Annotated in this window: 8 protein-coding genes; 3 read left to right on the top strand and 5 right to left on the bottom strand. The window is 74.0% G+C overall.

The features are described 5' to 3' along the window. From VIW71_RS17425 to VIW71_RS17405, 5 genes are all read right to left on the bottom strand, one after another. A partial coding sequence (locus VIW71_RS17425) for a hypothetical protein (protein ID WP_331623248.1) occupies positions 1-200 on the bottom strand: 200 nt, incomplete at its 3' end. Positions 201-373: 173 nt separating this feature from the next. Further along, positions 374-775 (bottom strand): GlcG/HbpS family heme-binding protein, encoded by a 402-nt coding sequence (locus VIW71_RS17420; RefSeq protein WP_331623247.1) that lies wholly within the window; start codon positions 773-775, stop codon positions 374-376. A 598-nt stretch (positions 776-1373) separates the two neighbouring features. Next, positions 1374-4391 carry a CHAT domain-containing protein gene (locus VIW71_RS17415; protein WP_331623246.1) on the bottom strand — a complete coding sequence of 1006 codons (3018 nt, stop codon included), beginning with the start codon at positions 4389-4391 and terminating at the stop codon, positions 1374-1376. Next, positions 4376-5212 (bottom strand): hypothetical protein, encoded by an 837-nt coding sequence (locus VIW71_RS17410; protein WP_331623244.1) that lies wholly within the window; start codon positions 5210-5212, stop codon positions 4376-4378. The genes VIW71_RS17415 and VIW71_RS17410 overlap by 16 nt, the downstream gene beginning before the upstream one ends. Continuing rightward, the gene (locus VIW71_RS17405; RefSeq protein WP_331623243.1) at positions 5205-7664 is read right to left on the bottom strand and encodes a tetratricopeptide repeat protein; all 2460 of its coding nucleotides are present in this window, start codon (positions 7662-7664) and stop codon (positions 5205-5207) included. Before VIW71_RS17405 ends, VIW71_RS17410 begins: the two co-directional genes overlap by 8 nt. A gap of 2791 nt (positions 7665-10455) precedes the next feature. Between VIW71_RS17405 and VIW71_RS17400 the strand changes: the two genes are divergently transcribed. The 3 genes from VIW71_RS17400 to VIW71_RS17390 all read left to right on the top strand — a co-directional run bounded on the left by VIW71_RS17400 (position 10456) and on the right by VIW71_RS17390 (position 26653). Beyond that, a complete protein-coding gene (locus tag VIW71_RS17400) occupies positions 10456-11007 on the top strand; it encodes a hypothetical protein (RefSeq protein ID WP_331623242.1) in 552 nt (183 codons plus the stop codon). A 29-nt stretch (positions 11008-11036) separates the two neighbouring features. After that, a complete protein-coding gene (locus VIW71_RS17395) occupies positions 11037-12419 on the top strand; it encodes a serine hydrolase domain-containing protein (RefSeq protein ID WP_331623241.1) in 1383 nt (460 codons plus the stop codon). A gap of 107 nt (positions 12420-12526) precedes the next feature. After that, positions 12527-26653: an amino acid adenylation domain-containing protein gene (locus VIW71_RS17390; RefSeq protein ID WP_331623240.1), complete on the top strand. Its 14127-nt coding sequence runs from the start codon at positions 12527-12529 to the stop codon at positions 26651-26653.

Raw genomic sequence — 26653 nt, 5'->3', positions numbered from 1 at the left:
GCCCGGGAACGCCTCGCCGAGCGGCTCGCCTGGACCCCGCAGGGCTCGGCCGAGTCGACCAGGCCCTCGATCGCCTCGTCGAGCCGCTGCCGCAGCAGCCCGGGGCGGCGGGCTTCGACCTCGACTGCGGTGTGCGGGTCGCCATCAGCTCGCGGTTCGCGGCACGAGGTGCCGGTCGCCTGACGCGATCGTGGGGACACGCTCCGGGCTGGTGCACGGCGACGGGACCTCTGCCTGTGGACAGGAGCCCGGGCTCCAGGCCTTGAGTGGGCATCACCACCCGTCACCGTGCACTGCTGTGAGGTTCTGAGCGTTGCTCCTGCGGAGGGGGTGGAAGCTGCAGTGTCCGCTCCACCCCCTTCGGGCCAGTGGGTCAGCCGAGGACTGCGACTCCCGCCTGCGCGACGAGCCGGTCGTTCTCGACGGTGCTGCCGCTGACGCCGATGGCGCCGACGACGGTGCCGTCGAGGGTGAGCGGGATGCCGCCGGGGAAGGAAATGAGGCCGCCGTTGGACACTTCGATGTTGTACAGCGATCCACCGGGCTGGGAGAGTTCGCCGATGGCGCCGCTTTCCATGTCGAAGTAGCGGGCGGTGCGGGCCTTCTTGATCGAGATGTCGATGCTGCCGAGCCAGGCGTTGTCCATGCGGACGAATGCCTTGAGGTTTCCTCCGGCGTCGACGACCGCGATGTTCATCGCCGTTCCGATGTCGCCTGCCTGGGCAAGCGCGGCGTCGACGACGGTCTGGGCCTGCTGCAGAGTGATGTTACTCATGCTGATCCGTTCCGTTTCTCTTGTGCTGTGCGGTGTAGACGACGAATACCGTGCGAAGCCGCTCGTGCACGGCCCACACGCCGGTCCAACCGAGCGGGAAACAGGCCGTGTGCCACCGGCGGTCAGTTCGACTTCTTCAACAGGACCCATACGGGGCCCGTCGGGGAGCCGGCCGGCGTCGCGGCGGCTGTTCCGGGCGTCGCCCGCCTCACCGCCGTCCTGGGAAGCCACCCGGTCAACGAGGATCCACGCCAGTTCGACCAGTACAGCAGCCTGGCTGGCGACGCCGGTGAGGTAGACGAATCCGCGAGGAGGGTGGTGGATCTCCGGAACCGTCAGGCCGATCGGGCCGTGGCTTCGGATGGTCGGCCCTGGCCATCGGTCAGCTTGTCGAAGAACCCGGCCGGCAGGTCCTGGTTTCCACCCGTGCGCGGGGTCGGCGGCGGGAGTCCCGCGCACGGCGACTTGACGTCGGCCCATCGGTCTGCCGTGGTGCACGAACCTTCCCGGGTCATGTCCTGGCTGGAGGTGGCCGACAGTCTCAGGCGGGGGGTCGTGCTGCCGTCCCGACGCGGACGAGTGAGGCGCCGGCGGTGACTCAGGGACCGATGTGCAGATGGGGTGTCCAGAGCGAGGGCCGTTCGGGCTCTCGCTCGCGTAACCGGGACACGGCGTAATGGAGGGATTCGGCGACGGTCGGTTTCTGGTATCCCATCAGGTATTCGTAGAAGGCCTTCACCAGTCGGGTGTTGGCCTGGTCGGTCACCGGCCACAGGCTGCCCACCAGGTGGCTGAAGCCGGCGAGCTGGAAGGCCGACAGGAGGTTCAGGGACTCGTCCGGCAGGTCGAGGCGGTTCTGGGCGGTGCCGCAGGCGGACAGGAAGGCCAGCCCGGCCCGGTCGGTGCGGGCGGCCGCGATGTCGCCGATGTGCAGCCGGCCGTCGTGCAGGACGAGGTGGCTCTCGTGATGACGGTCGGCGTCGTGTCCGGCGTGGCAGGCCACATGCAAGATGTCGTGGTCCGGGACGGCCGCCATCAGGCGCTCACGGGTGGCGGCCGGCCCACGCAGCAGGCGGGCGCCGGGAAAGGAGCCGGTGAGCAGGGCCGCCTCCTCGTCGGCGGCCGGCAGGTCCGGCGCGCCCGGGGTGCGCGGCAGGGCGACCACCAAGGGGCGGCTGTCCGGGCCGGGCCGCCAGGAGCGCAGGCGGCCGAGCGCATGGACGGTGGGGGTGTAGGACGACACCACGAGGGCGAACGCGCTGCCCTCCTCCCGGCGTTCTGCCATGTGCAGCGGAAAGTGGCTCAGCGGCCCGGTGGGACACCACCACATGCGCGGCGGAGCGGCCCCGTCCCGCAGGCCGCCGAGGTCGTCCCGCAGGGCGTCGAGAACGGGACCCACGACAGCGTCCCAGAGGAGGGCCAGACCGGTGCGCAGGGAGTACTCGCCCAGGCTCCGCCGTGCCGGGGAAACCCCGTTGTCCAGGGCCAGTTCGGCACCGCCGCGCAGATCGCGGCCGAGCCGCCGGACGGTGTCGAGGGTGAGCCGGGGCAGCGGCAGACGGCGGACACCGTTCCGGGTGACGAGCAGAGCGTCGGAGCCGTAGCGGCCGAACATCGGGACGGCCACGGGACCTTCGTGACAGGCGTCGAGGATCTCCTTGAGGCGTGGAGGCTGAAGGAAGTCCTCGAATCCCGGCATGCCCTTGATCTCCTCGATCAAGTGCCGTCGTTCATCGGCCAGTCGGTGGCGCCGGTCCGCGTCCGGCACGGACCGCAGCCGGGTCGGCAGCTCCTCCAGGGCCGTGGCAAGGTGCGGGGCGCCGGCGCGCAGCCGCTCCAGGTCGACGCGGACGGCCGACGCCTCCGCGTGGAGCACCCCGCGTCCCTGTTCCAGCAGCTCCAGCGCGCGGGTCGGTGAGCCGGTGGCCAGCGCGCAGGAGGCGGCCAGCGTGGGCAGCGGCGCGTAGGTGGACAGCCGGCGTTCCCGGTCGCCGGCCCGCAGCTGCCAGCCGGCGAGGTCGGGCAGCAGGCGGACCGCCAGGGCGAGATCATCGGCGGCGCTCGGCCAGTCCTCCAGGTTGATCTCCAGCTTGCCGGCGTGCCAGGCGCTCTCGAGCCGTCTGTGGACGTTTTCGGTGGCGGATCTCGCGACCTCGCGGAGCAGGGTCGCCGCCTCCCGCGCGTCCGCAGACTCGCCGTACTCCACATAGCGGTTGTTGAGGGCCGCGCCGAGCAGATAGCGCCGGGAAGCCAGTTGGGCAGGGCTCGCGGCGGCGGCCAGGCCGTCCCGGAGGACGGCGATGGACTCGGCCAGCACGGCGGGGTCGCGGGTGCGGGCATACTGCTCGGCCAGGCTGTCGGCCAGCGCCTCCAGCACCGCTCCCGTCGGCCGACCCGCCGTACCGGTGTGGGCCTGCCGGGCGAGCCGGAGGGCTTCGGCGAGGTCGGCCGCCGGGTCGTGCGCGGGTCCGCCGCGCCGGGCGCGCCGGGCGAGCCAGCGGGTCAGGTTGGCCCGGACGGTCGTGTGCAGTTCCGGGTCGGCACCGGGTGTGAGGGCGGCGAGGGCCGCCCGGCCCAGGTCGACGATCTCGTCCAGTACGGCCGGGTCCCCGCTCTCGCCGGCCTCGCCGTCCAGTTCGCCCAGCGCCTCGAGCTCGTGGGCCAGGTTGTTCAGTTCCCGGGGGCGGGCGGGGTGGTCACGGGGCAGTTCGGCGACCAGTGCCCGGGAGAGGCCGACGGCCTCCCGCAGCGACTCTGAGTCGCCGAAGTCGTCGTGGCGCAGGCGCAGCAGTCCGGCGAGGTTGCTCACCGCGTCGGGTCGGCGAAGGTGATCGGGCGGCAGCCCCGTGAACACGGTACGGGCTAGCTCGATGGCCTCGGCGAGCACCTGGGGCTCCCGCCGGAGGGTGTAGGCGTGCCGCAGGGCTTCGCACAGCCGGGCCAGATGGTGGAGGTGCTCGGGAGCGCCTTCCGGTGTCTCGGCCACCAGCCTGCGGGCCAAGTCGACGGCTCCGGCGAGGAGTTCCGAGTCGGACTCGTACTCGTGCAGCAGGAGCAGGGTGTGCACGGTGTTGCCCATGGACCTCGCCCGGCGGGCCTTGTCCTCGGCCATGGCGATGCCCAGGTGCAGCACCGCGGCCGCGGCCAGCAGGGCCGTACGGTCGTGCGGTCCCGCCTCCTCCAGGATCAGACCCGCGTAGTCGTTCCAGAGGCCCACCTGAGGAGTGCCCGGCGGCGACGGGGCCGCGATCGTCTCGGCCACCGCCTCCGGCACAGACCGTGGCGCGGCGTCGCGCAGCGGTGCGAGGAGGGCGAGGGCGAGCGAGAGATCCCGGTCGTTCAGCGGGTTGCGCCGGGCGTCGACCGGCGCGCGCAGCCAGAACAGCCATCCGGTGTCGTGGAGGAGACGCAGCCAGGGCTGCACGTCGAGGCGCAGGTCGCGAACGACGGAGCGTACAGCCGTATCGAGGAGGGCGGCCGCTTCCTGCTCGGCTTCGGCGTCGAGCAGGACACCGAGGTCGTAGGAGGTCGCGTAGGCCTGGAGGCGCCGGGTGAGCGGATCAGTCTCCGGGTCCGAACCGGCGTCCCGGCCGGGTGGGTTCAGGTCCGGCGGCAACGCAACCACTCCTGCCTGCTGTCGTCCCAGACGAGCGTACGGCCGCGCAGCTCGGACCGGTCCATGGCGGTCAACTGCCGTACGGCTTCGGGTGGGATGGGATCGGGCATGACGAGTTGGAGGTCGGCCTCCGGGTCGAGGATGCTGACGAAACCGGAGCCGTCGCGCGGGGTGCGCGGTGCCGGGGCGGTGGGGTCCGGGGTCGCCGGGTCCGGGGCGGTGGGGTCCGGGGCGGTGGGGTCCGCATCGGAGTCGGCCGAGGCGGAGGAGTCCGGCGTGGGTCTGCCGTGCCGGGCCAACCGGGCGCGCAAGCCTGCGTAGACATCGTCGGCCGATTTGCCGGCGACCGCCTGGACGAACGGAATGATCAACGACGTGGCGGTCCCGCTGAGCACCAGCGGCACCCAGTCGGGCAGGTCGCGCAGCGCCGGGGGCCCGGCCAGCGCGCCCCCGTCGGCAGGCGACAGAACCTCGGCGATCGCGGCGGCGGGTGGGGCGGCGCCGACGGCCGCGGGGATCCGCCGGGTCCGGCCGTCGGGTGCGGAGATCTGCCAGTCGCCGTCGGCCGTGCTGTAGCACACCACGAGATCGTGCGTCTCGTCCGGGAACCGGCGCGGTGTGGCGCACAGCCACAGCCAGCCCAGGTCTCCGGTCCCGTCGCCGCTCTCGTCGTGGTAGACGTTCCGGCGTACGACGCTCAGGCCGTGGGCGTCCAGGGCCTCGGCCAGCGCGGCGAGGCGCGCGTCCAGGGCGGACCGCCCGGCCTGCGCGCGGTCGCCGAAGTCCAGCGCACTGTCATGGCTCACGTCGATGTCACACATCCCCGTACGGTGGCTCGGCGGTGCTGTCCGGTGTGCGGCCCGGGCCGGGGCCGTGCGGCAGCCGGTCGACCCGTTCCATGGCGGCCTGCCGCATGTCCGGATCCTGGGAGAGTGCGGCGCGTTCAGCCGCGGAGCGGGCGCCCTGCGGATCCCCCAGCCGTACCAGGGCATCGCTCAGCAGGATCAGGGACCACGCGGCCACGCGCGGATGTCTGGAGCGGACGGCCTGTTCGAACGCGTCGCGGGCGCCGCCGAAGTCCCCGCGCTGCAAGAGCATGCACCCTGCGCCGTACGCCGCCGGGGGTGCCGCCTCCGGGTCGCCGGAACGCATCGCCTCACGGTACGCGGACAGCGCGCCGTCCGTGTCGCGTTGCTTCTCCAGCAGCATGCCGAGCCGGAGTGCCGCGTCGGCGGCCGAGGCAGGGTCCGCGCGGCCCGGCTCCATGCCCTGCCGGTAGGCCTGCTCGGCACCGGACACGTCACCGCGACCGCTCAGCAGCCGACCCAGGCCGGTCAGTGCCAGGCCCACCAGGCGGGGAATGTCACAGGTGGCCGTCTTCCGGTACAGGGACACCGCCTGTTCCGGATCGGTCTGCTCCGTCATCGCGGCGAGTTGGAGCCGGGCGGCGGCCGCGGGTTCCGCCTCCTGGGCCTCGGCGGCGAGGCGGAGGGCCGCCATGGCTCCCTCGGTGTCGCCCCGCGCGCTCAGCAGAAACCCCATCCGGCCGGCGGCACGCGGCGCGGCGATGGGGTGGCCGGAGTCGACGGCGACCTCGAACGCGATCAGGGCGGCCGCGGTCTCCCCTTGCTCGTCCAGCAGGGCTCCCAGGTCATGGGCCGCCATCCCGCGCAGTCCGGCCGGGTCGTCGGCCCAGGTGCAGGCGGCGAGCGCCTGTTCGTACGCCGAGCGTGCCGCTGCCGCGTCACCCTGGCCCCGCAGCAGGCCGCCGAGGTTCAGCGCGGCCAGCGCGGAGCCGACCGGGTCGTCCATGTCGATCGCCTCGCGGTAGGCGGCGATCGCCTCGGACGTACGATCCTGGTCCGCGAGCGACTGCGCCAGGTTGACGCAGGCCATCGCGGCCATCATGGAGTCGGCGCGCGCGCCACGGCGGGCAGCGCTCGGCTCGTCCGATGTGCCGTCGAGCGTGCCGTGTCGCCGAGGGCGGACGCCGCTGTCGGTCCCGCCGTCCGCGACCGCCTGCCGATAGGCGCCGAGCGCGCCGGGCGTGTCGCCGTGGTGCTCCAGATCGCTGCCGAGGCGGAACCCGGCGTAGGAGGCGATCAGCGGCTCGGCGCTGCGCGAGGCCTGCCGCAGCGCGGACTCGGCGACCTCGGACCTGCCGCAGGTGCGGGCGGCCTCGGCGACCGCCATCAGCTCGAACGCGTCGCAGCGTCGCAGTGCGAACTCCCATGCTTGAAGCGGCACTTCGGGCAGATCCGCGTGGGAGGCGAGGAATTCGGCGGCCCGGAACGCGCGCCCGGCCGCTGGTACGGGGGCCGGGCGCACCTCTTCCAGCAGCGCCGCCGTCGCCTCTGGCGGGCCGGTCAGGGCCCACCTCAGTGCGTCCGCCCAGCGTGTGCCGTCGGGCTCCGATGCCCGGAACTGCGGGCTGAGACGGGTCAGTTCACGCAGTTCGGCTTCGGTGATCGGACGGAACAGGCCCATGCGCCGCCAGTCCACTGCGGCCCGCAGCAGCACCGAGCCCAGCCCGGCCGCCTCGTCTCCTCCGGTGTCACCGGCGGCGCGCAGGCCGTCCTGCCAGCGCTGCTCCCATGCGCTGCCACCACCCACCGGCTCCCCGCCGGACGCATGTCGTTCGGCCTCGACCGCTTCTTTCCGCGCGATGGGATCGCTCGGTACGACGACCGTTGTGGCCTGCTCCAGTACCAGCCGCGCGGTCGGCCCGAGCCGCCCCTCGGTGGACAGCAGGTGCTCGCGCGCGTTGGACTCGACTGTCGCCAGAACGACGACCCGGGGTGCGAGCGCCCGGAGCCGGCCGAGCAGTTCACCGTCGATGCCGTGCGCGATGCCCAGATAGCGCTCCAGGTGATCGAGCCAGACGACCACGACGCCGGCGTCGCCCACCCGTAACGGCGGTTCCAGCGCCAGCAGTTCGGCCAGTGCGGCGGCGCCCGGCCGGGGCACCAGGAGCCGGGCGCCGGGGAGGGTACGGCGCACCGCCTCCCACGCGGTGCGCCATCGGCCCGCCTTGGAGTTGCCGGCCAGCAGGACGAAGTCCTTGTCCCGGAGCGCGGAATCCAGCGCGTCGTCCACCCAGGGCCGGGGCACATAAGGCTCCTGCTCACCGCGGCTGTACAGCGAGCGGGAGACACCCAACTCGCCATAGGTATCCGTGTCCGCGACCGAGGGCAGCTCCTCGGTGTCCGACACCGCCGGGACCGCCAGAAGCGCACCGATCCGCTCGGCCCGCCTTACGCCCGACTCCTCCACCGAAGCCTCCCGTTGCTTCAGCCCTGCGTCGTTTCACCTTAGCCCGCAGGGGTGTTGCCTCGCGAAGCCCTCGGCGTGGCGTCGAGCGGCCGGTCCAGGTGTCGGCCAGCAGAGCACCGAGGAGCCGCAGACGGTCCTCCTCCTGCGGGCCCTCGGGCAGCAGTTCCGGATCGGACAGCGGCTCGGCCCCCGAACAGCGCCGACCGCGGTCAGCACCCGGAGAGTCTCCCGCTTGGGCCCCAGTGCGGCAGCGGCCCGCGGGGGCGCGCCTGCACAGCCGAGTTGGCCGGCGAACGGGATGGGAACGGGCGGCGGCTGGTGGTGCGCAACGGCTACCACCAGTCGAGGAGGGTCACCGACGCGGCCGGGGCCGCCGAGATCAGAGCGTCGCGGTGAACGTCGCGGGTGAACGTGTGCGCGAAGGCCCCGGGCTGGGCTGTCACTCGCGCGGCTCGTGACCGGCGTCTGTCCGGGGGCCGGGCCGAGGACTCCTTGCAGCCGTGAGCTGCGTGCGTGGCAGGCCGGGACGTGTGTGTCTTGCCCGTACCGGCCGTGTCCGCGGTCGTCGGGCGACGCGGCGTACCTGCTCAGTAGTGCCCGCGTCGTCGCCGGCGGGAAGCCTCCGGCGTATCACCATGAGGACCACGGCAGCGATGGCGCTCACGGACACAGCGATCCCGCCCAGACTGGTGATCGCCGTGGTCACCCACCGCCACAGATCCTCGGCCCAGGAGGTCCAGCGACCGGCGCTTGGCGGCGGCGCCACCTGGACGCGCAACGTCTCTGGCGGCTTCTCAATGAGCACGGTGTCGGTGTCACCGAGGTAGGCGGTCACGGTGAGAGCGATACTGACCGTCCCGGCGTGCTGCGCGCTCACGATCCACACCCACGTTGCCTTGTCGCTCCTGGACAGGACGTTCTGCCGCTCAGAGGACAGCGGCATGCACTGCAGACCAGCGCCGACACAATGGAGCCTCACCCCGATCTGCGCACCCGCGCTCACCGGGGCTTGCGTTTCACCCGGCTTGACCCGGTGCCAGCTGCCCAGGACCCTGACTCGGAAAACGCGCGGCGCCGCGCCCGCCACGAGCCTCCAGGATCTCGCGTCCGTATGGACGAACTGCCCCTTGAAAAGCTGCTGGCGTGCCTGGCCGAGCTCCTCGGCATAGGTCGCCTGACTCCCCGGCCCGTCGTTGATGGGGACCGCGCACAGCCCGAAGGCAGCTACGACCAGGGTTGCGAGGGCCCCGAGCAGCCGCATGAAGCGGTATGGCCGGGTGGGAGCCACGCGCACTCTGTGCTCCTGCGACTGGCGTGATTCGACCATGGCCCCCCGCATGCCGATTGGTGGTGACCTGCTGGAACCCGTCTTCCGCAGGTCGCTCCATGGTCGCCCAACTCCCGTACCCAAGTGGGCGTTCACCTGAATCAGACGCCGATGCCCTGCAGCCGGTAGGTAGGGCCGAGCCGTCCGTGGCCGACTGCGATGGGCGACAACCGGCCACGCGAAGCGCCCAGTCACGGGCGCTGACCGAGATGAAGCCGCAGGCGCAAGCGCGGATGTCCGCGCCGCCCGGGGGGCACACCCCTGCGGCTGAGAGTGCTCTCAGCGCCTGGTGGGCGCCGACGGGGTGTATCGGCGACCCGTGATGCTCTGCGTCCTTGCGGAGTTCGGAGCCATCACCGGATGGCCGTCCACGTCATGCGGACAGCCCGGGGGCGGGCCTGGGGTGTCGGGCCCGGACTCTGTGGAATGTTCAGCACAGCCACGCTACTGGCACAGGAACCACAGGGCCACCGGCCGCCCCGTCGGTTTCCGACAACATGCGATCGACCGTTCGTGAATCGGACGGCCATGCGCACTGCCGCCACCTCCGCACGTACGCGTGCGACAGCACTGGCACGGCGGCGGGGGACCGGGCCGGACCCGGCGGCCGGCATGCCGCCCGGCATGCTTCCCGAATGGCTGAAAACCTAGGGTTGCACGAATCGGCCACCACAAACTCTGTTGTTGGTCGGAAACATTGTGTAATCCTATGCCGTCGTGAGCCCGAGAGACCCGCCGACCGCGCGGGGGCTGACGTATGAGCCCACGCGGGAAGAGCCCGTCGAGGAACTCGATATACCGCTGCAGGAACCGTCGCAGACTCGGAAGGATCGATATGCGAACGAGCAGTTGCACAATCGACGCCGACCCACCCGGCTTACCCGGCGCCGAGCCCGGACCGCAGATCACCCGCGACTGTACCCGCCCCACGGCTTCCTGGCCCCGGCCCCGCCGACCGCACGGGCGGACCGGTCACACAGTACGCACACCGGCCGGGACCGGGGCGAACCCTGCCCGCGCAGGCGCTCCGTCACCCCACCCCAGTGGCTGGAGCTGCGACTTCGTGTTCCGCGTCGCCCGTCAGTCGCGGACCGGCTGATCGTCACGCGAGACCGCGCACCCGTTTCCGGCGGGCGGCGGCTCACCGCGGCGCCGCCGGACGGGGACGGGCTTCCCGCTCGGGGCACCCCTTCCGGCCGGGTCGTTATGACTTTTGCGCCGCCGCGAATGCGCGTTCGATAATCAACCGTTGGCATATGCCGGAACTACTGCCCATCACCCGGGGGAACTCTTCGTACCCCGACTCCACCCGGGTCCGCCATCGAGTTTTGTTCGAATACCTCTCTTCGTTGATTGGCTGGGAAAGGCATGAAGAAATTACACCTGCCCACGTGGGCATCGGGTGGACCGAGACGCAGACATTTCGCCACGACAGCCCCGCTGGCGGCCGTCGCGGGCGTCGGCATGGCACTGACTTCGGCCACCGGTGATGCGCATGAATCGAACAACGCCGCTCCCCGGGCGGTCGCGGTGGCCGAGTCCGGCACCGGTCCGCTGAGCCTCTCGCAGCAGCGGCGGGCGGCGGCCCTCGTCGGGGGTGCCGCTGTACCCGGCCGGACGCCGGCCTCCGGCGGAACGGCTCCCGCGCCGGAGACGCGGGCGGCCGAGCGGGACGTGCGCGGAGGCGCGGGAGCCGAGGTGCTGGAGTCCTCGCGCCTGCCCCGGCCCAAGGGCGCCCCGGCCGACCGGCACGTGCCGGCCCAGGTCGGCCTCTACCACCACGCCACCGACTCGCCGTACCAGACCCGGTACAGGGCCGGCAACCGGACCACGGCCGGCCGCGCGACCTCGGTGGACCGCTGCGTCACGGGTCAGAAACCGACCGACCCGGTGATGCGGGTGAGCGCGGACCTCCACCACGTGCCGCGCGACGAGGACCAGGACCCCACGCCCACGCACGGGCAGGGTTTCTCCGTCGTGCCACGGAACATCACGGCCACCAGCCGGCTTCCGTAGCCGCCGAGCACGGCTGACAGGAGGATTCAGTGCCCCAGCAAGCAGCATCGCAGCCGATCGGCGGCGCGGCCCGCGCCGGACTGCGGGAGGCTTTGACCGAGTTGCTGGCCGGTCCGGCCTCGGCCCACCGGGTCCCCGGCGCCCAGCTCGCCGTGCACCTCGACGGCGTGACGCACGCCGTCGAGACGGGCGAGGCGGCACGTTCCGGCTCCCCCTTCACCGCGGACACCGCCGTCCCCGTCGGGTCGGTGACCAAGCCCTACACGGCCACCCTGGCCATGCTGCTGGTGGCCGACGGTGACGTGGAACTGGACGAGCCGCTGCGCGAACACCTGCCGGAACTGCGCGGGCTCAGCGTTCCGCTGACTCTGCGCCAGGTGCTCAGCCACACCGCTGGGCTGCCGTCCGGTCCGGACTCCAGCGAGGTGGCCGCCCTGACAGCGCGCCGTTATGTGGAAGCGCACTGCACCGACCGGGTGCTGGTGATGCCGCCTGGAACCGGGTTCTCGTACTCCAACGCCGGCTACGTCGTGGCGGGCCGGCTGATCGAGACGGTCACGGGCATGACCTGGGCGGAGGCCATGCGCACCCTGGTACTGCGACCACTGGGCACGCGGCCGGCCTTCCTCGGCGACGACGCGTCCGACCGGCCCGTCACCGTCGGCCATTCGGTCCATCCGGACACTGGCCGGGTCCGGCCGGTACGGCAGGTGCTGTCGGGCGCGGAGGCCGCGGCCGGTGCGCTGCTGGCCAGTGCCACCGATCTGGTGGCACTGGGCCTTGCGCACCTCGGCGCCGCCGCCGGGCCGTCGTCGTCAGGTCTGCTGCCGGCGGCGGTCGCCGAGGAGATGCGCCGCCCGGTGCCGCAAGCCGACCCCTGCGGGCTCGCCGACGGCTGGGCACCCGGATTCGCCCTGTTCCGGCAAGGTTCCACCGCCTGGTTCGGACACGACGGCAACGCGCTGGGCACCGCGTGCCACCTGCGCGCCGACCCGGCCACCGGAACGGTGGTGGCCTTCACCAGCAACGCCGGTAACGGCACCAGGCTGTGGCACGAAATTGCCGACGGGCTGGGCCCGATCCTCGGCGTACCGGTGCCCGGCGCGGTCGCCTGGCACCCGGGTCCGCCGGTGCCGCCGCCCGAGGGGTGCGCCGGCACGTACGCCAACGGCGACACCGTCTACCAGGTCGTCGAGGGCCCCGGGGGCGACTTGGCGGTCTCCGTCGACGGCGACCCGCCCACGACCCTGGTCTGCTACGCGGACCTGCGATGTTCGCTGGTCGACCCCGAGTCGGGGCGGCTCGTGCCGGCCGGACGCTTCCTGACCGATGCGCGCACCGGCGCGATCGACCGGCTGCTCCTCACCGGACGCATGGGACGCAGGACGGACCATCCGGACCGGCACGCCTGATCACCGGTACGTCCTGATCACCGGCGCCCAAGCCCGACTCGCCGACTCAACGCGGTCCGATCCCAGATGTCCTCTTCGCCAGGCTTCCGCCCCGAAAGGTCGCTTCCATGTCTGACCAGTACGCGACGTCCACCGCACCGGCTCCCGGGACGTTGACCGCAGGGATCGTCCTTCCGCCGCGGGAATGGAACGACACGGCGCGCGAGGTGCCCCGGGTCCCCCTGTCCGAGCTGTTCGAGAGATGGGCGCGGCGGACCCCGGACGCGATCGCCCTGTCCACGCCCGAGCAGGACTGGTCCTTCGCGGCCGTGGAGGCCACGGCCAACCGGCTGGCGCACCGCCTCATCGCCCGCGGCGTCGGTCCGGAGCGGGTGGTCGCGCTGAAACTGCCCCGGTCGGCCGAACTGGTGATCGCCGAGCTCGCGGTGGCGAAGGCGGGCGGCGCCTTCCTGCCGGTCGACCCCTCCTACCCGGCCGAGCGCGTCGGCTTCATGCTGGACGACGCGCGGCCGGTGCTGGTCATCGACGACCCGCAGCAGGTCACCGCCGACGACGACGGCCCGCGGCACGCCCCGGCGAACACGGATCGGCTCGGCCCGCTCGCCCTGGACCACCCGGCGTACGTCATCTACACCTCCGGGTCCACCGGCCGCCCCAAGGGTGTCGTCGTCCCGCACGCCGGCCTGGGCAACTTCTCCGCCGGGGCCGTCGCGCGCTACGGGGTGCGCCCCGGCGACCGGGTGCTGCAGTTCTCCTCGCCGGGCTTCGACGCCTCCGTACTGGAACTGTGCATATCGCTACTGGCCGGCGCCGCGCTCGTGGTGCCGCCCGAGGGGCCGCTGCTCGGCGAGCAGCTCGCCGACGTCCTGCGGGACCGCGGCGTCACCCACTCGCTGATACCGCCGGCCGCCCTCGCCACCGTCCCGGAGAGCGCGGCGGCCGAGCTGACCGGCTTCACCACCCTGGTGGTGGGCGCCGACGCCTGCCCGCCCCAGCTCGTGGACGTGTGGGCGCCCGGACGTACCATGATCAACTCCTACGGTCCGACCGAGGTGACGATCGTCGGATCATGGTCGGACCCGCTGGAAGCCGGCCACGGCACGCCGCCGATCGGCCGCCCGATCAGCAACTCCCGCTCCTATGTGCTCGACGCGCGCCTGCGGCCGGTCCCGGTCGGTGAGCCGGGAGAGCTGTACGTGGCCGGCACCGGCGTCACCCGCGGCTACCTGCGCAGACCCGGGCTGACCTCGGAGCGGTTCCCGGCCGACCCGTTCGGCCCGGCCGGATCGCGCATGTACCGGACCGGCGACGTGGTGCGCTGGAAGCAGGACGGGAACCTGGAGTACCTGGGACGCGCCGACGACCAGATCAAGATCCGCGGATTCCGCGTGGAACTGGGCGAGATCGAGACGGTGCTGGCCCGCCATCCGGGCGTCCGCGAGGCGGTGGTCACCGCCCGGGACGACGAGACGGGCCGCAGGACGCTCGTCGGATACATCGTGCCCGACCCCTCCGTGCTGCCGCCCACACCCGCGGACCTGCGCTCCTTCACCGGCCGCAGCCTGCCGCCGTACATGGTGCCCGCCTCGTACGTCATGCTGGACGAACTGCCGCTGACCGCCCATCACAAGGTCGACCGCAAGGCCCTGCCCGCGCCCGGACGGGCGGCGGACCCGGGTCCGGCCGCCGTCCGCACGGAGCCGCGCTCCGGCGCCGAGCTCGCCCTGACCGCCATCTGGTGCGAGGTGCTGCGGACGGACGGCGTCGGCGTGCACGACGACTTCTTCGAGCTGGGCGGCGACTCGCTGCTCGTGGTACGGGTGCTCACCCGGATTCACGACGTCTTCGGCGTCCGGCTCCCGGCCCGCAGGCTGTTCGAGGCGCGCACCGTCGCCGAGCTGGCCCGTGCCCTGCCCGCCGCGCCGGGCGGCGGCGGACCGCGGCGGCCCATCGTCAGGGTGCCGCGCGACCGCCCGCTGCCGCTGTCCGCCGCGCAGCGCCGGCTGTGGTTCCTGGAGGATCTGGCCGCCGGCGGAGCCGAGAACAGCACCGGGGTGGGCCTGCGCCTGTCCGGCGCCCTCGACACCGGCGCGCTGCGGACCGCCCTGGACCGGCTGGCCGAACGGCACGACGCGCTGCGCACCACCTTCGTCTCCGCCGACGGCCAGGGCCGGCAGGTCGTCGCCGGCAGCGGCGGCGTCCCGCTGAGCACCGCCGACCTGAGCGCCGTGCCGCCCGCCGGCCGCGCCGCCGCCGCCGACGAACTGCTGGCCGCGGAACTGTCGCGCCCCTACGACCTGCTGCGGGGTCCGCTGGCCCGGGCGCTGCTGGTCCGCCTGGACGACGCCGAGCACCTGCTGCTGCTCGGCCAGCACCACATCGTCACGGACGGCTGGTCGGTCGCCGTGCTGGTCCGCGAGCTGGTCGAGCTGTACGAGGCGGAGGCGGCCGGCCGGCCCGCCGCGCTGCCTGAACCCGAGGTGCAGTACCCCGACTTCGCCGTGTGGGAGCACGACCACCAGGACACCGAGGAGCAGCGGCGGCGGCTGGCGTACTGGAAGGACGCCCTGACCGGTCTGCGCGACCTCGACCTGCCCACCGACCGGCCCCGCCCCCCCGTGCGCACCACCGCCGGCGCGCTGCACCGCCGCGAGCTGCCCGCAAGCCTGGTCGCCGGCCTCGAACGGCTGGCTCACGCGCAGGGCGCCACGCTCTTCACCGTCCTGGCCGCGGTCACCGCGGTCCTGCTGTCCCGCTGCACTGGTCAGAGCGACATCGCGCTGGGCACCGTCGTCTCCGGCCGGGACCGCACGGAGCTGGAGGACACGGTCGGCTTCTTCGTCAACACCCTGGTGCTGCGCGCGAACGTCGACCCGGACGCCGTCTTCCGCGACCTGCTCGCCGCCGTGCGGGAGACCGTCCTCGACGCCTTCGCGCACGACGTGCCGTTCGACCGGCTGGTGGAGGAGCTCGCGCCGGAACGCGATCCCAGCCGCAATCCGCTGGTGCAGACCATGATCGTGCTCCAGGAGTCCATGGTCCCGGCCCGGCGGGCGGCCGGCCTGGGGATCGCCGAGCACCCTCTGCCCCGCCCCGCCGCCCGCTTCGACCTGGTCATGGAGTTCCAGCCCCGCGACGGCGGTGCACTGGAGCTGGTCACCGAGTACAACACCGACCTGTTCGACGCCGGCACCGCCGAACGGCTCGCGGAGTACCTGGCGGTGCTGCTCACCGCCGTGGCCGACGGGCACGACCTGCCGCTGGGACGGCTGTCGCCGCTGACCGCCGAGCGGCGCGAGCTGGTCCTCGACCGGTGGCAGGGCGCCGAGCGCGAGGCGCCGTCCCGCAGCGTGCCCGCCCTCTTCACCGACCGGGCAGCGCGCCACCCGGACAGACCTGCCCTGATCACCGGCGGCGCCCGGCTGGACTACGCCGAACTCGACGCACGCTCCGACCGCCTGGCCCGGCATCTGCTCACGCTCGGCCTACGGCCCGAGGAGCCGGTCGGGGTGCTGATGGAACGCTCGGCAGGCCGGGTCGTCGCGGAACTGGCCGTGCTCAAGGCCGGCGGCGCCTGCGTCCCGCTCGACCCCGCCGCCGGGCAGGACCGGTTGCGCGCCGTGACCGCGGAGACCGGAGCCCGGCTGCTCCTCACCGAGGCGGCCCGGGGGCGGACGGACGCCTCGGCGACCGGCGTCCGAGTCATCCCGGTGGACGCCGACGGCCGCGCCGTCGAAGACACCGGAGAGGCCCATGGCGCCAGGGGGCCGGCCCTGCCTGCGGTGGACCCGGACGCTCTCGCCTACGTGCTGTTCACCTCCGGCGCCACCGGACGGCCCAGGGGTGTCGCCGTACGCCACCGCGACGTGACCGCGCTCGCCGCCGACGCGGCCTTCGCCACGCACGACGCGGTCCTGGCCCACGCACCCCGGACCTTCGACTCATCGGTCCACGCGCTGTGGGTCCCCCTGCTGCGGGGCGGACGGGCCGTCCTGGCCCCGCCTGGGGACCTGGACGGCGACACCCTCCGCCACGCGATCACCCACTACGGCGTCACCTGTGTCTTTCTGACCACCGGCACGTTCCGCGTCATCGCCCAGGACGCCCCGGACGCCTTCGCCGGCCTCACCGAAGTGTGGACCGGCAGCGAGACCGTGCCGCCCGCCGCCGTACGCCGCGTCCTGGACGCCTGCCCGGGGCTCACCGCGGTGCGGACGTACGGCCTGGCCGAGGCGGGCGGCTTCGTCACCGCGCGCCCGGTCGGCGGACCGGTCGGCCGGGCGCCGCTGGACAACACCCGCGCCTACGTGCTGGACGCCGGCCTTCAACCGCAGCCCCCCGGTGTGCCGGGCGAGCTGTACGTCGCCGGGTCCCGCCTGCCCCGCGGCTACCTCGGCCGCCCCGGACCGACCGCCGCGTCGTACCCGCCCGACCCGTTCGGCCCGCCCGGCTCCCGGATGGTGCGCACCGGCGACCTCGCCCGCTGGACCCTCGACGGCGACCTGGAGATCCTCGGGCGCGCCGGGGACCAGGTGCGAGTCCGCGGATTCCGCGTCGAGCCGGGGCAGGTCGAGGCGGCCCTGGCCGAGCACGACGGCGTCGCGCACAGCCTCGTCGGCGTGTTCCGCGACCCAGCCGGCCAGGAACGGCTGGTCGCCCACCTGGTGCCGTCCGGCGGTACGGACCTGCCGGACGCCGCCGAACTCGGCCGTTTCCTGGCCGGCACGCTGCCGGACTACATGGTGCCCTCCGCCTTCGTGCCGCTGGCGGAGCTGCCGCTGACCGCGGACGGCCGGGTGGACCGGCGGCGGCTGCCCGAGCCGCGGTGGCTGCACGGCGACGACGAGCACGTGCCGCCCCGCACCGGGCAGGAGAAGATCCTGGCGGACATCTGGTCGGCGCTGCTCGGCGTCGACCGGGTCGGGGTGGAGGACAACTTCTTCGCGCTCGGCGGCGACTCCATCGTCAGCATCCAGATGGCCTCCCGCGCCCGGCAAGCGGGCCTGGACGTCACTGCCCGCGACCTGTTCCGGCATCCGACCATCGCCTCGCTGCTCGCCGCCGGCACCACGCCCGGCGACCGGCCGCGGACGGACGCCGACCGGGGCCCGGCCACCGGCGAGGCGCCCCTCACCCCCATTCAGCGGTGGTTCTTCGAGACCCACACCGCCCGGCCCGGCCACTTCGACCAGTCCGTCACCGCCGAGCTGGACCCCGGCGCCGACCCGGCGGCCCTCAGGCGCGCCCTGGACGCCCTCGTCGACCACCACGACGCGCTGCGTTTCCGCTTCCCGTCCCTGCCGGACGGCGGCCGCCGGCAGTCGTGCCCGGAGCCGGACGGCGTACCCGCGCCCGTACTGACCGAGCACGACCTGTCCCACCTGGGCCCGCAGGCCCGCGCTGAGGCCGAGGCGCGGCTGACCCGGGACACGCACACCGGGTTCGACCCGGCCCGCGGGCCGCTGATGACCGCCCGGCTGTTCACCGCCGGCCCCGACCGCCCCCCGCGGCTCCTGCTCGCGGTGCACCACCTGGTGGTGGACGGGGTGTCCTGGCGGGTACTGCTCGAGGACCTGGAGACCGCCTACCGCCAGGCGCTGGCCGGGCAGGACATCGACCTGGGACCCCGCGGCACGTCATGGCGCGAGTGGTCGTGCGGACTCTTCGGCCACACCGCGGCCGGCGGGTTCGACGAGGAGACCGCCTACTGGACGGAGGTGAGCGCCCGGTGCGCCGACCCGCTGCCGGTGGACGGCGGGAACGCCCCGGGCGACGGCACCACCGTGGCGGGCGAGCGCTCCGTCACCGTCCGGCTCGACCGGGACCTCACCGACGCGCTCCTGCGGGACGTGCCGGGCCGGTACCGCACCCACGTCAACGACGTGCTGCTCAGCGCGCTGGGGCGGGTGCTCGCCGGGTGGACCGGGCGCGACACCGTGACGGTGGACCTGGAGGGTCACGGCCGTGAGGAGGACCTGTTACCCGGCGCCGACCTGTCACGGACGGTCGGCTGGTTCACCACCGTCTTCCCGGTCGCGCTGCGGGTGCCCTCCGGTGACTGGGGCGACGTGCTCAAGTCGGTCAAGGAACAGCTCCGTTCGGTCCCCGGCCGCGGTGTCGGCCACGGGGCGCTGCGCCACCTCACGGCCGCTCCGGGCTTGCACGGCGCCCCGACGCCGTCGATCAGCTTCAACTATCTGGGACAATTCGACTGGCCAGGCGGCCGGGACGGTCTGATACGCGCCGTGCCGGCCGGTCTTGAGGCGTCCGCCGACCCCGGGGCGCCGCGGGCCCACCTGCTGGACGTGGTCGGCCGGGTCGAGGGCGGGTGCCTGGAGTTCACCTGGTACTACAGCGACGGCGTCCACGAGGAGGACACCGTGCGGCGGCTCGCCGACGACATGGGCGGGGCGCTGCGGGAGATCGCGGCACACTGCGCCCGGCCGGACGCCGGCGGGCGCACGCCCTCGGACTTCCCTCTGGCCCGCCTGGACCAGGCGGCGGTCGACTCGCTGGCCGGTGACGGCCGCGAGGTGACCGACATCCTCCCGCTCACGCCGATGCAGGCGGGCATGCTCTTCCACGGCCTGGTCGACCCGGCCGCGGACACCTACTTCAACCAGATCCAGTTGCGCCTGTCCGGGGTACGCGACCCGGCCGCCCTGGCCGCGGCCTGGCAGCAGACCGTGGACGCCACACCGGTACTGCGCGGCCAGCTGGCCTGGGACGGAGTGCCCGAGCCGGTGCAGGTGCTGCGGCGGCAGGTGACGGTACCCGTCACCCACCTCGACTGGCGGGACCTGCCCGCCGGGCGCCGCGAGAGCGAGCTGGCCGACCTGCTGCGCGCCGACCGCGCCGCGGGGCTCGACCTGTCCACCGCCCCGCTCATGAGGCTGGCGTTCATCCGCACCACGGACGACGAGGTGCTCCAGGTGTGGACCCACCACCACGTCCTGCTGGACGGCTGGAGCGCCGCGCAGGTCTTCGAGGAGGTGTGCGAGCGGTACGCGGCGGCCACCGGTGGCCGCGCCGCACGGGTGCCCGCCCGCCGGCCTTTCGCCGACTACCTGGGATGGCTGGCCCGTCAGGACGCCGGGCCGGCCGAGCGGTACTGGCGCCGGACCCTGGCCCGTTTCGCCTCTCCGACGCCGCTGCCGCGCGACCGGCGGCCGGCCGAGGCGCACCGCACCTCCTCCACCGGCCAGTTGCGCACCGGCCTGTCCGGACCGGACTCCGCCCGGCTGCGGGAGACCGCCCAGCGCCACGGACTGACCGTCAACACCCTGGTGCAGGGCGCGTGGAGCATCCTGCTGTCGCGCTGGGGCGGCACCGCCGACGTGGTGTTCGGCACCACCGTCTCCGGCCGCCCGGCCGACCTGTCCGGCGTCGAGTCGATGGTCGGCGTGTTCATCAACACCGTCCCCACCCGGGTACGGGTGGAGGGCGACAGCCCGCTGCTGCCCTGGCTGCACGGCATCCAGGCCGCACAGGCCGAGGCCCGCGGCTTCGACTTCGTCTCACTGGCGGAGATCCAGGGCTGGAGCGAGGTCCCCGGCGGCGTCAACCTCTTCGACAGCATCGTCGTCTTCGAGAACTACCCGTTCGACATGGGCGCGCTGGCCGAACGCGGCGTGACCGTACAGCAGGTCGAGGACGTGGAGCCGACCAACTACCCGCTCAGCGTGGTCGTCACCGCCGCCGACCGGCTGGCGTTCGCGTTCGACTACGATCCGGCCGTCTTCGACCGGGCGACGGTGGAACGCCTCGCCGGCCACCTACGGGTGGTGCTGCGGCACCTGGCCGAGGATCCCGGCCGGCGGCTGGACGATGTACCGATCCTCCCCACCGAGGAACGCGACCTTCTGCTGGGCCGTCTCGCCGAGCCGGCCGGGCCGCCCGCGGAAACGCTTTTCCCCGTGCTGTTCGCCCGGCAGGCCGCCCTTGCGCCAGAACACACCGCGGTCGTCGGCGACGACGGGCGGCTCACGTACCGCGAACTCGACGAGCGTTCCAGCCGGCTCGCCCGGCTGCTGCTCGAACGGGGCTGCGGCAGCGAGGACCTGGTGGCCCTGTCGCTGCCGCGCGGCACCGCTGCGCTGGTGGGGCTGCTGGCGGTACTGAAGAGCGGCGCGGCCTTCCTGCCGGTGGACCCGGCCTGTCCGGCCGCCTGGCTGGAGCCGCTGCCGGCCGACGCGGCGCCGAAGCTGGTGGTGACCACCCGGGAGATCGCCGGGCGGCTCCCGGCCACCGGTGCCGGGCGCCTCCTGCTCGACGCGCCGGCGACGGAGCGCGACCTGGCCGGACGTGTGGGCGGGCCGGTCCGCGACGAGGAGCGGGCCCGTCCGATCGACCCCGCGGACCCCGCCTGCGTCATCCACACCCCGGACTCCACCGGCCGGCCCGAGGGCGTCGTGGCCACCCACGGCGGCCTGGCCGCTCTGGCCGGCTGGGCCGCGGGCGCCTTCGGCGCCGGGGACCTGGCCCACGTCCTGGCCACCGCCTCCCTCACCTCCGGCCTGTCGGTCCTCGAACTGCTCTGCCCGCTCGCCGCGGGCGGCACCGTGGAGATCGTCCGGGACCTGGCGGTCCTGGCCGAGGGGGCCGGCCCGCGCCGGGCCGGACTGGTCAGCGCCGTTCCCTCGGCGCTGGACCGGGTCCTCGCCGAGGGCGCCGCCCTGCGGGCCGGCACCGTCGTGCTGGCCGGCGAGGCACTGACCGCCGAAACCGTCCGGCGGGTGCGCGCGTCCGTGCCCGGCTGCCGGACGCTCCGCCTCTACGGGCCCGCCGAGGCCACCGTCTGCGCCACCGCCTGGACCTGCGACCCGGTCGAGCCGGACCGCACACCCCCGATCGGACGCCCCGTCGCCGGCACCCGCGCCTACGTGCTGGACGACGCGCTGCAGCCGGTGCCGGTCGGCGTGCCCGGCGAACTCCACCTCGGCGGCGCCGGACTGGCTCGCGGCTACCTCGGGCGCCCCGGCCGGACCGCCGAGCAGTTCGTCGCCGACCCGCACGGCACGCCCGGCTCGCGGATGTACCGCACCGGGGACATGGTGCGGTGGACCGCCGACGGCGTGCTGGAGTACCTCGGCCGGATCGACGACCAGGTCACGATCCGCGGCTTCCGTATCGAGCTGGGCGAGGTCGAGGCCGCCCTCGGCCGCCACCCCGACGTGGTGGCGGCCGCCGCGGCCGCCTTCGACGACGGCGGGCACAAGCGTCTGGTGGCGTACGCCGTGCCGGCCGGCGGCGTCACCGCCGACGCGGCCGAGCTGCGCGCCTTCCTCGCCAAGGTGCTCCCGGACCACATGGTGCCCTCGGTGATCACGCTGCTCGACCGGCTGCCGCTGAACCCCGGCGGAAGGACAGACCGGCGCCTGCTGCCCGCCCCGGTGCGGTACGACCCGGCCCCCGACAGCGGCCACGTGCCACCGCGCACCGAGACCGAGCGGCGGCTCGCGGACATCTGGGCGGAGGTGCTGCGGCTGGACGAGGTCGGCGTCGAGGACAACTACTTCGAGCTGGGCGGCGACTCCATCCTCAGCATCCAGATCGTCTCGCGGGCCCGCCAGGCCGGCATCGAGCTGACCCCCCGGCACATGTTCGACCACCAGACGGTCGCCGCCCTGGCGGCGAGCGCCGCCGACACCGCTGCCGCCCCTGCCGACTCGCAGCAGGGCCCGGTGGTGGGCGAGGTGCCGCTGGTCCCGGTGCAGCGCTGGCTGTTCGACACCCTGCCGGACAGCGCCGCGCAGTTCACCCAGTCGCTGACCGCCGAGGTGGGCGAGGACACCGACCCGGCGGCGCTGGAAGCCGCGCTCGGCGCGCTGCTGGAGCACCACGACGCACTGCGCATGCGCTTCGAGCGCACCGCGGACGGCGGGGTCACCCAGCACGAGCCGCCGCCGGGCCCCGCGGCCGTGCTGGAACGCCACGACCTGACCGACGTACCGCCGATGGAGCGCGACGCGGCCCGCAGCCGGGCGGCCGAAGCCGTCGAGGCGTCCTTCGACCTGGCCCGCGGACCGTTGCTGCGGGCGGTGCTGTTCACCGCCGAGGACCAGGCACGGCCGCTGCTGTGCCTGGTCGGCCACCACCTGGCGGTCGACGCGGTGTCCTGGCGGGTACTGCTGGAGGATCTCGACACCGCCTACCGGCAGGCGGCCGGCGCCCCCGTCGCCCTGGGCCGCAAGACCACCTCCTACCAGGCGTGGGCGCGGCGGCTGAGCGAGTACGCGGGCACGGGCGGCTTCCACGCCGAGCGCGACCACTGGGCCGCGGTCGGGGAGGCCGCGCCCGACCTGCCGGTGGACGGCGACGGGCCCAACACCGTCGCGTCGCTGCGCCAGGTCACCGTCCGGCTCGACGAGTCGGAAACCGGGGCCCTGCTCAAGGACGTGCCGGGCGCCTACCGCACCCGGGTCAACGACGTGCTGCTGTGCGCCCTGGAACGGGTACTGCGCCGCTGGACCGGCCGCGGCCGGGTCCCGGTGCTGCTTGAGGGGCACGGCCGGGACCACCTCTTCGACGACACGGACCTGTCCCGTACGGTCGGCTGGTTCACCAGCATGTACCCGGTCGTGCTCGACGTGCCGGAGGACGCCGGCTGGGGCCCGGCCCTGAAGGCCGTCAAGGAGCAGTTGCGGGCGGTGCCGCACGGCGGCATCGGCCACGGGGCCCTGCGCCGCCTCGCCCCGCCCGGGGACCGAATATCCGGGCACACGCCCAGGATCAGCTTCAACTACCTGGGACGGCTGGACTGGGAGCTGCCCACCGACGGTCTGCTGCGCGGCCTGGCCGGCGGGCTGGCGGGCGGCATCGCCCCCGACGCGCCGCGTCCGCACCAGCTCGACGTGGTCGGCCGGGTCGTGGACGGGCGGATGGAGTTCACCTGGTCCTACTCGGCCGGCCTGCACCGGGAGGCGACCGTCACGGCGCTCGCGGATCAGCTCGCCGAGGCGCTGCGGGAGATCGTCCGGCACTGTGCCGAGCCGGGCGCCGGCGGCCGCACCCCCTCGGACTTCCCGCTGGCCCGTCTGGACCAGGCCGCGGTGGACCGCCTGGCGGGCGACGGCAGCGGTGTGGAGGACGTCTACCCGCTGACCCCGACCCAGGCCGGCATGGTCTTCCACGGGCTGTCCCAGCGCGAGCAGGGCCTCTACCTGGAGCAGGTCTCCTTCGCGCTGGACGGCGTACGCGACACCGCCGCCCTGGCCGCCGCCTGGCAGCACGTGGTGGACCGCGCCCCCGTACTGCGGACCGCCCTGGTCTGGCAGGACGTGCCCGAACCCGTGCAGGTCGTGCACCGCGAGGCCGCCGTCCCGGTGACCGTGCTGGACTGGAGCGCGCTGCCGCCGGACGAACGCGACGCCGAACTGGAGGGCCTGCTGCGGCGTGACCGCGCCCGGGGCATCGACCTGGCCCGGCCACCGCTGCTGCGCGTCACCCTCGTCCGGCTGTCGCCGACCGAGGTGCACGTCCTGTGGACGTTCCACCATGTGCTGCTGGACGGCTGGAGCGTTTTCCAGGTACTGGGCGACGTGTTCTCCGCCCATCGGGCGCTCGCCGACGGGCAGCGGCCCGCGCCGGTCGCACGGCGCCCGTTCGGGGACTACGCCGCCTGGCTGGCCGGGCGCGACCGCGCCGCCGCCGAGCGGCACTGGCTCGGGACGCTGGCCGGTTTCGCCGCCGCCACCCCGCTGCCGTACGACCGGCCCCCCGTACCTTCGGCGGCGGTCCGCTCCGGCCAGTGGCTGGAGCACCGGATCGGCGAGAAGGAGACCGCGCGGCTGGACCGCTTCGCCCGCCGCCACCGCCTGACGCTCAACGCGGTCGTCCAGGGGGCGTGGGCGCTGCTGCTGGCCCGCTGGAGCGGGCAGCGGGACGTGTGCTTCGGCGCGACGGTCTCCGGCCGCCCCACCGACCTGCCCGGGGCCGACGACATCACCGGCATCTTCATCAACACCCTGCCCGTCCGCGTCGACGTGGACGGCGCCGCCACCGTGCCCGAGTGGCTGAAGCGGCTGCAGAGTTCCCAGGCGAGCGCCCGCGACGTCGACCACGTCTCGCTGGCACAGCTCCAGTCGTGGAGCGAACTGCCCGGCGGCACCGCCCTGTTCGACAGCCTGCTGGTGTACGAGAACTACCTCCTCGACAGCGCCGCCGCCGACGCCCACGGGCTGCGCATGCGCGACCTGCGGGCGGTGGAGTCCACCAACTACGCGGTGACGGTGGTCATCTCGCCCGGCCCCGAGCTGACCGTCGAGCTGGGGTACGACCCCGCGCTGTTCGACTCCGGCACCGCCGAGCGGATGGCCGGGCAGCTGCTGCGAGTGCTAGGCGCCTTCGCCGACGCGCCCGACACGCTCGCCCTCGACCGCGTCGACGTCCTCCCGGCCGCCGAACGCGAACGGCTGCTGACCCGGTGGAGCGGCGAGTCCCGGCCCGTCGAACCGGCCACCCTGGCCGAGCTGTTCGAGGCCCGCGCCGACCTCTCCCCCGGAGCGACCGCCGTGATCGCCCCCGAGGGCCGGCTGACGTTCGCGGAGCTGGAGGTCCGGGCCAACCGCCTCGCCCACCGGCTGATCGCCCACGGCGCCGGACCGGAGCGCTGTGTGGCGCTGCTGCTCCCCAGATCGGCGGAGAACGTGGTGGCCCGGCTGGCGGTCGCCAAGACCGGCGCCGCCTTCCTGCCGATCGACCCGGAGTACCCGGCCGACCGCATCGCCTTCATGCTCGACCAGGTCCGTCCGGTGGTCACCCTCGACGACCCGGCCCAGGTCCGCGCGGAGGGCGGGCCGGAGCACCGGCCGGCCGGCGCGGACCTGCTCGCCCCGCCCAGCCCCGACCACCCCGCCTACCTGATCTTCACCTCCGGCTCCACCGGCACGCCCAAGGGTGTCGTCGTCACCCACCGGGGGCTGGCGTCCTTCGCCGCCGCGGAGGCCCACCACTACCAGGTCGCCGCCGACGACCGGGTGCTCCAGTTCTCCTCGCCGAGCTTCGACGCCTCGGTCCTGGAACTGTGCATGTCCCTGCCGGTGGGGGCGGCCCTGGTCGTGCCGCCCCCAGGGCCGCTGCTGGGCGAGCACCTCGCGCGCGTGCTGCGCGAGGAGCGCGTCAGCCACGCGCTGGTCCCGCCTGCCGCGCTGGCCACCCTGCCGCCCGGCACCGCCGGCACACTGCCCGACCTGCACACCCTGACCGTCGGCGGTGAGGCTTGCGGCGCCGAGCTGGTCCGCGTATGGGCGCCGCACACCCGTCTGATCAACTCCTACGGTCCCACCGAGACCACCGTCGTCGCGGCGTGGAGCGATCCGCTGGCGCCGGCGGCGGGCCCGCCGCCCATCGGCAGGCCTCGCTGGAACACCCGCGTCTACCTTCTCGACCCGCTGCTGCGGCCGGTCCCCGCGGGCATCCCGGGCGAGCTGTGGGTCGCCGGGGACGGGCTCGCCCGCGGCTACTTCGGCCGCCCGGGGGCGACCGCCGAACGGTTCGCCGCCGACCCGTACGGCCCCGCGGGCTCGCGGATGTACCGCACCGGCGACCTGGCGCGGTGGGACGCCGAGGGCCGGCTGCACTACCTCGGCCGCACCGACCACCAGGTCCAGATCCGCGGCCACCGCGTCGAGGCCGGCGAGGTCGAGGCCGCCCTGCTGCGGCATCCCGCCGTACGGGAGGCAGTCGTCACCGCCCGCGACGACGGGTCCGGTCCGAGGCTGGTCGCCTACCTGGTCGGCGACCGGCCCGCAGACGACGAGCTGCGCGCCTTCCTGGCCCGCTCCCTGCCCGCGTACATGCTGCCGTCGGCGTTCGTCGCCCTGGAGCGCGTACCGCTCACCGCGCACGGCAAGACCGACCTGACCGCGCTGCCCCAGCCAGGCGCGGACCGCGCCGGGCCCACCGCCGGCCACGTGGCGCCGCGGAACGACACCGAACGAGCCGTCGCCGGGCTCTGGTCGCAGGTCCTGGAGGTGGCGGCCGTCGGCGTCGAGGACGACTTCTACGCCCTCGGCGGCGACTCGGTGCGCAGCCTGTTGATCGCCTCCCAGATCAGGACGGTTTTCGGCGTGGAACTGACGCCCCGCGAGGTCCTGGGCTCGCCCACCGTCTCCGCCCTCGCCGAGCTGATCGAGGAGTCCGTACTGCGCGAACTGGAGGAAGCCGCCGCAGCCCTCCCCCACCAGGGCGACGCCACGGCCGCCGAGCCCGCCACCGACTCCGACGCACGGTGA

Source organism: Streptomyces sp. (assembly GCF_036524955.1).
Taxonomy (GTDB): Bacteria; Actinomycetota; Actinomycetes; order Streptomycetales; family Streptomycetaceae; genus Actinacidiphila.
This window is presented reverse-complemented; position numbering and strand designations above follow the sequence as displayed.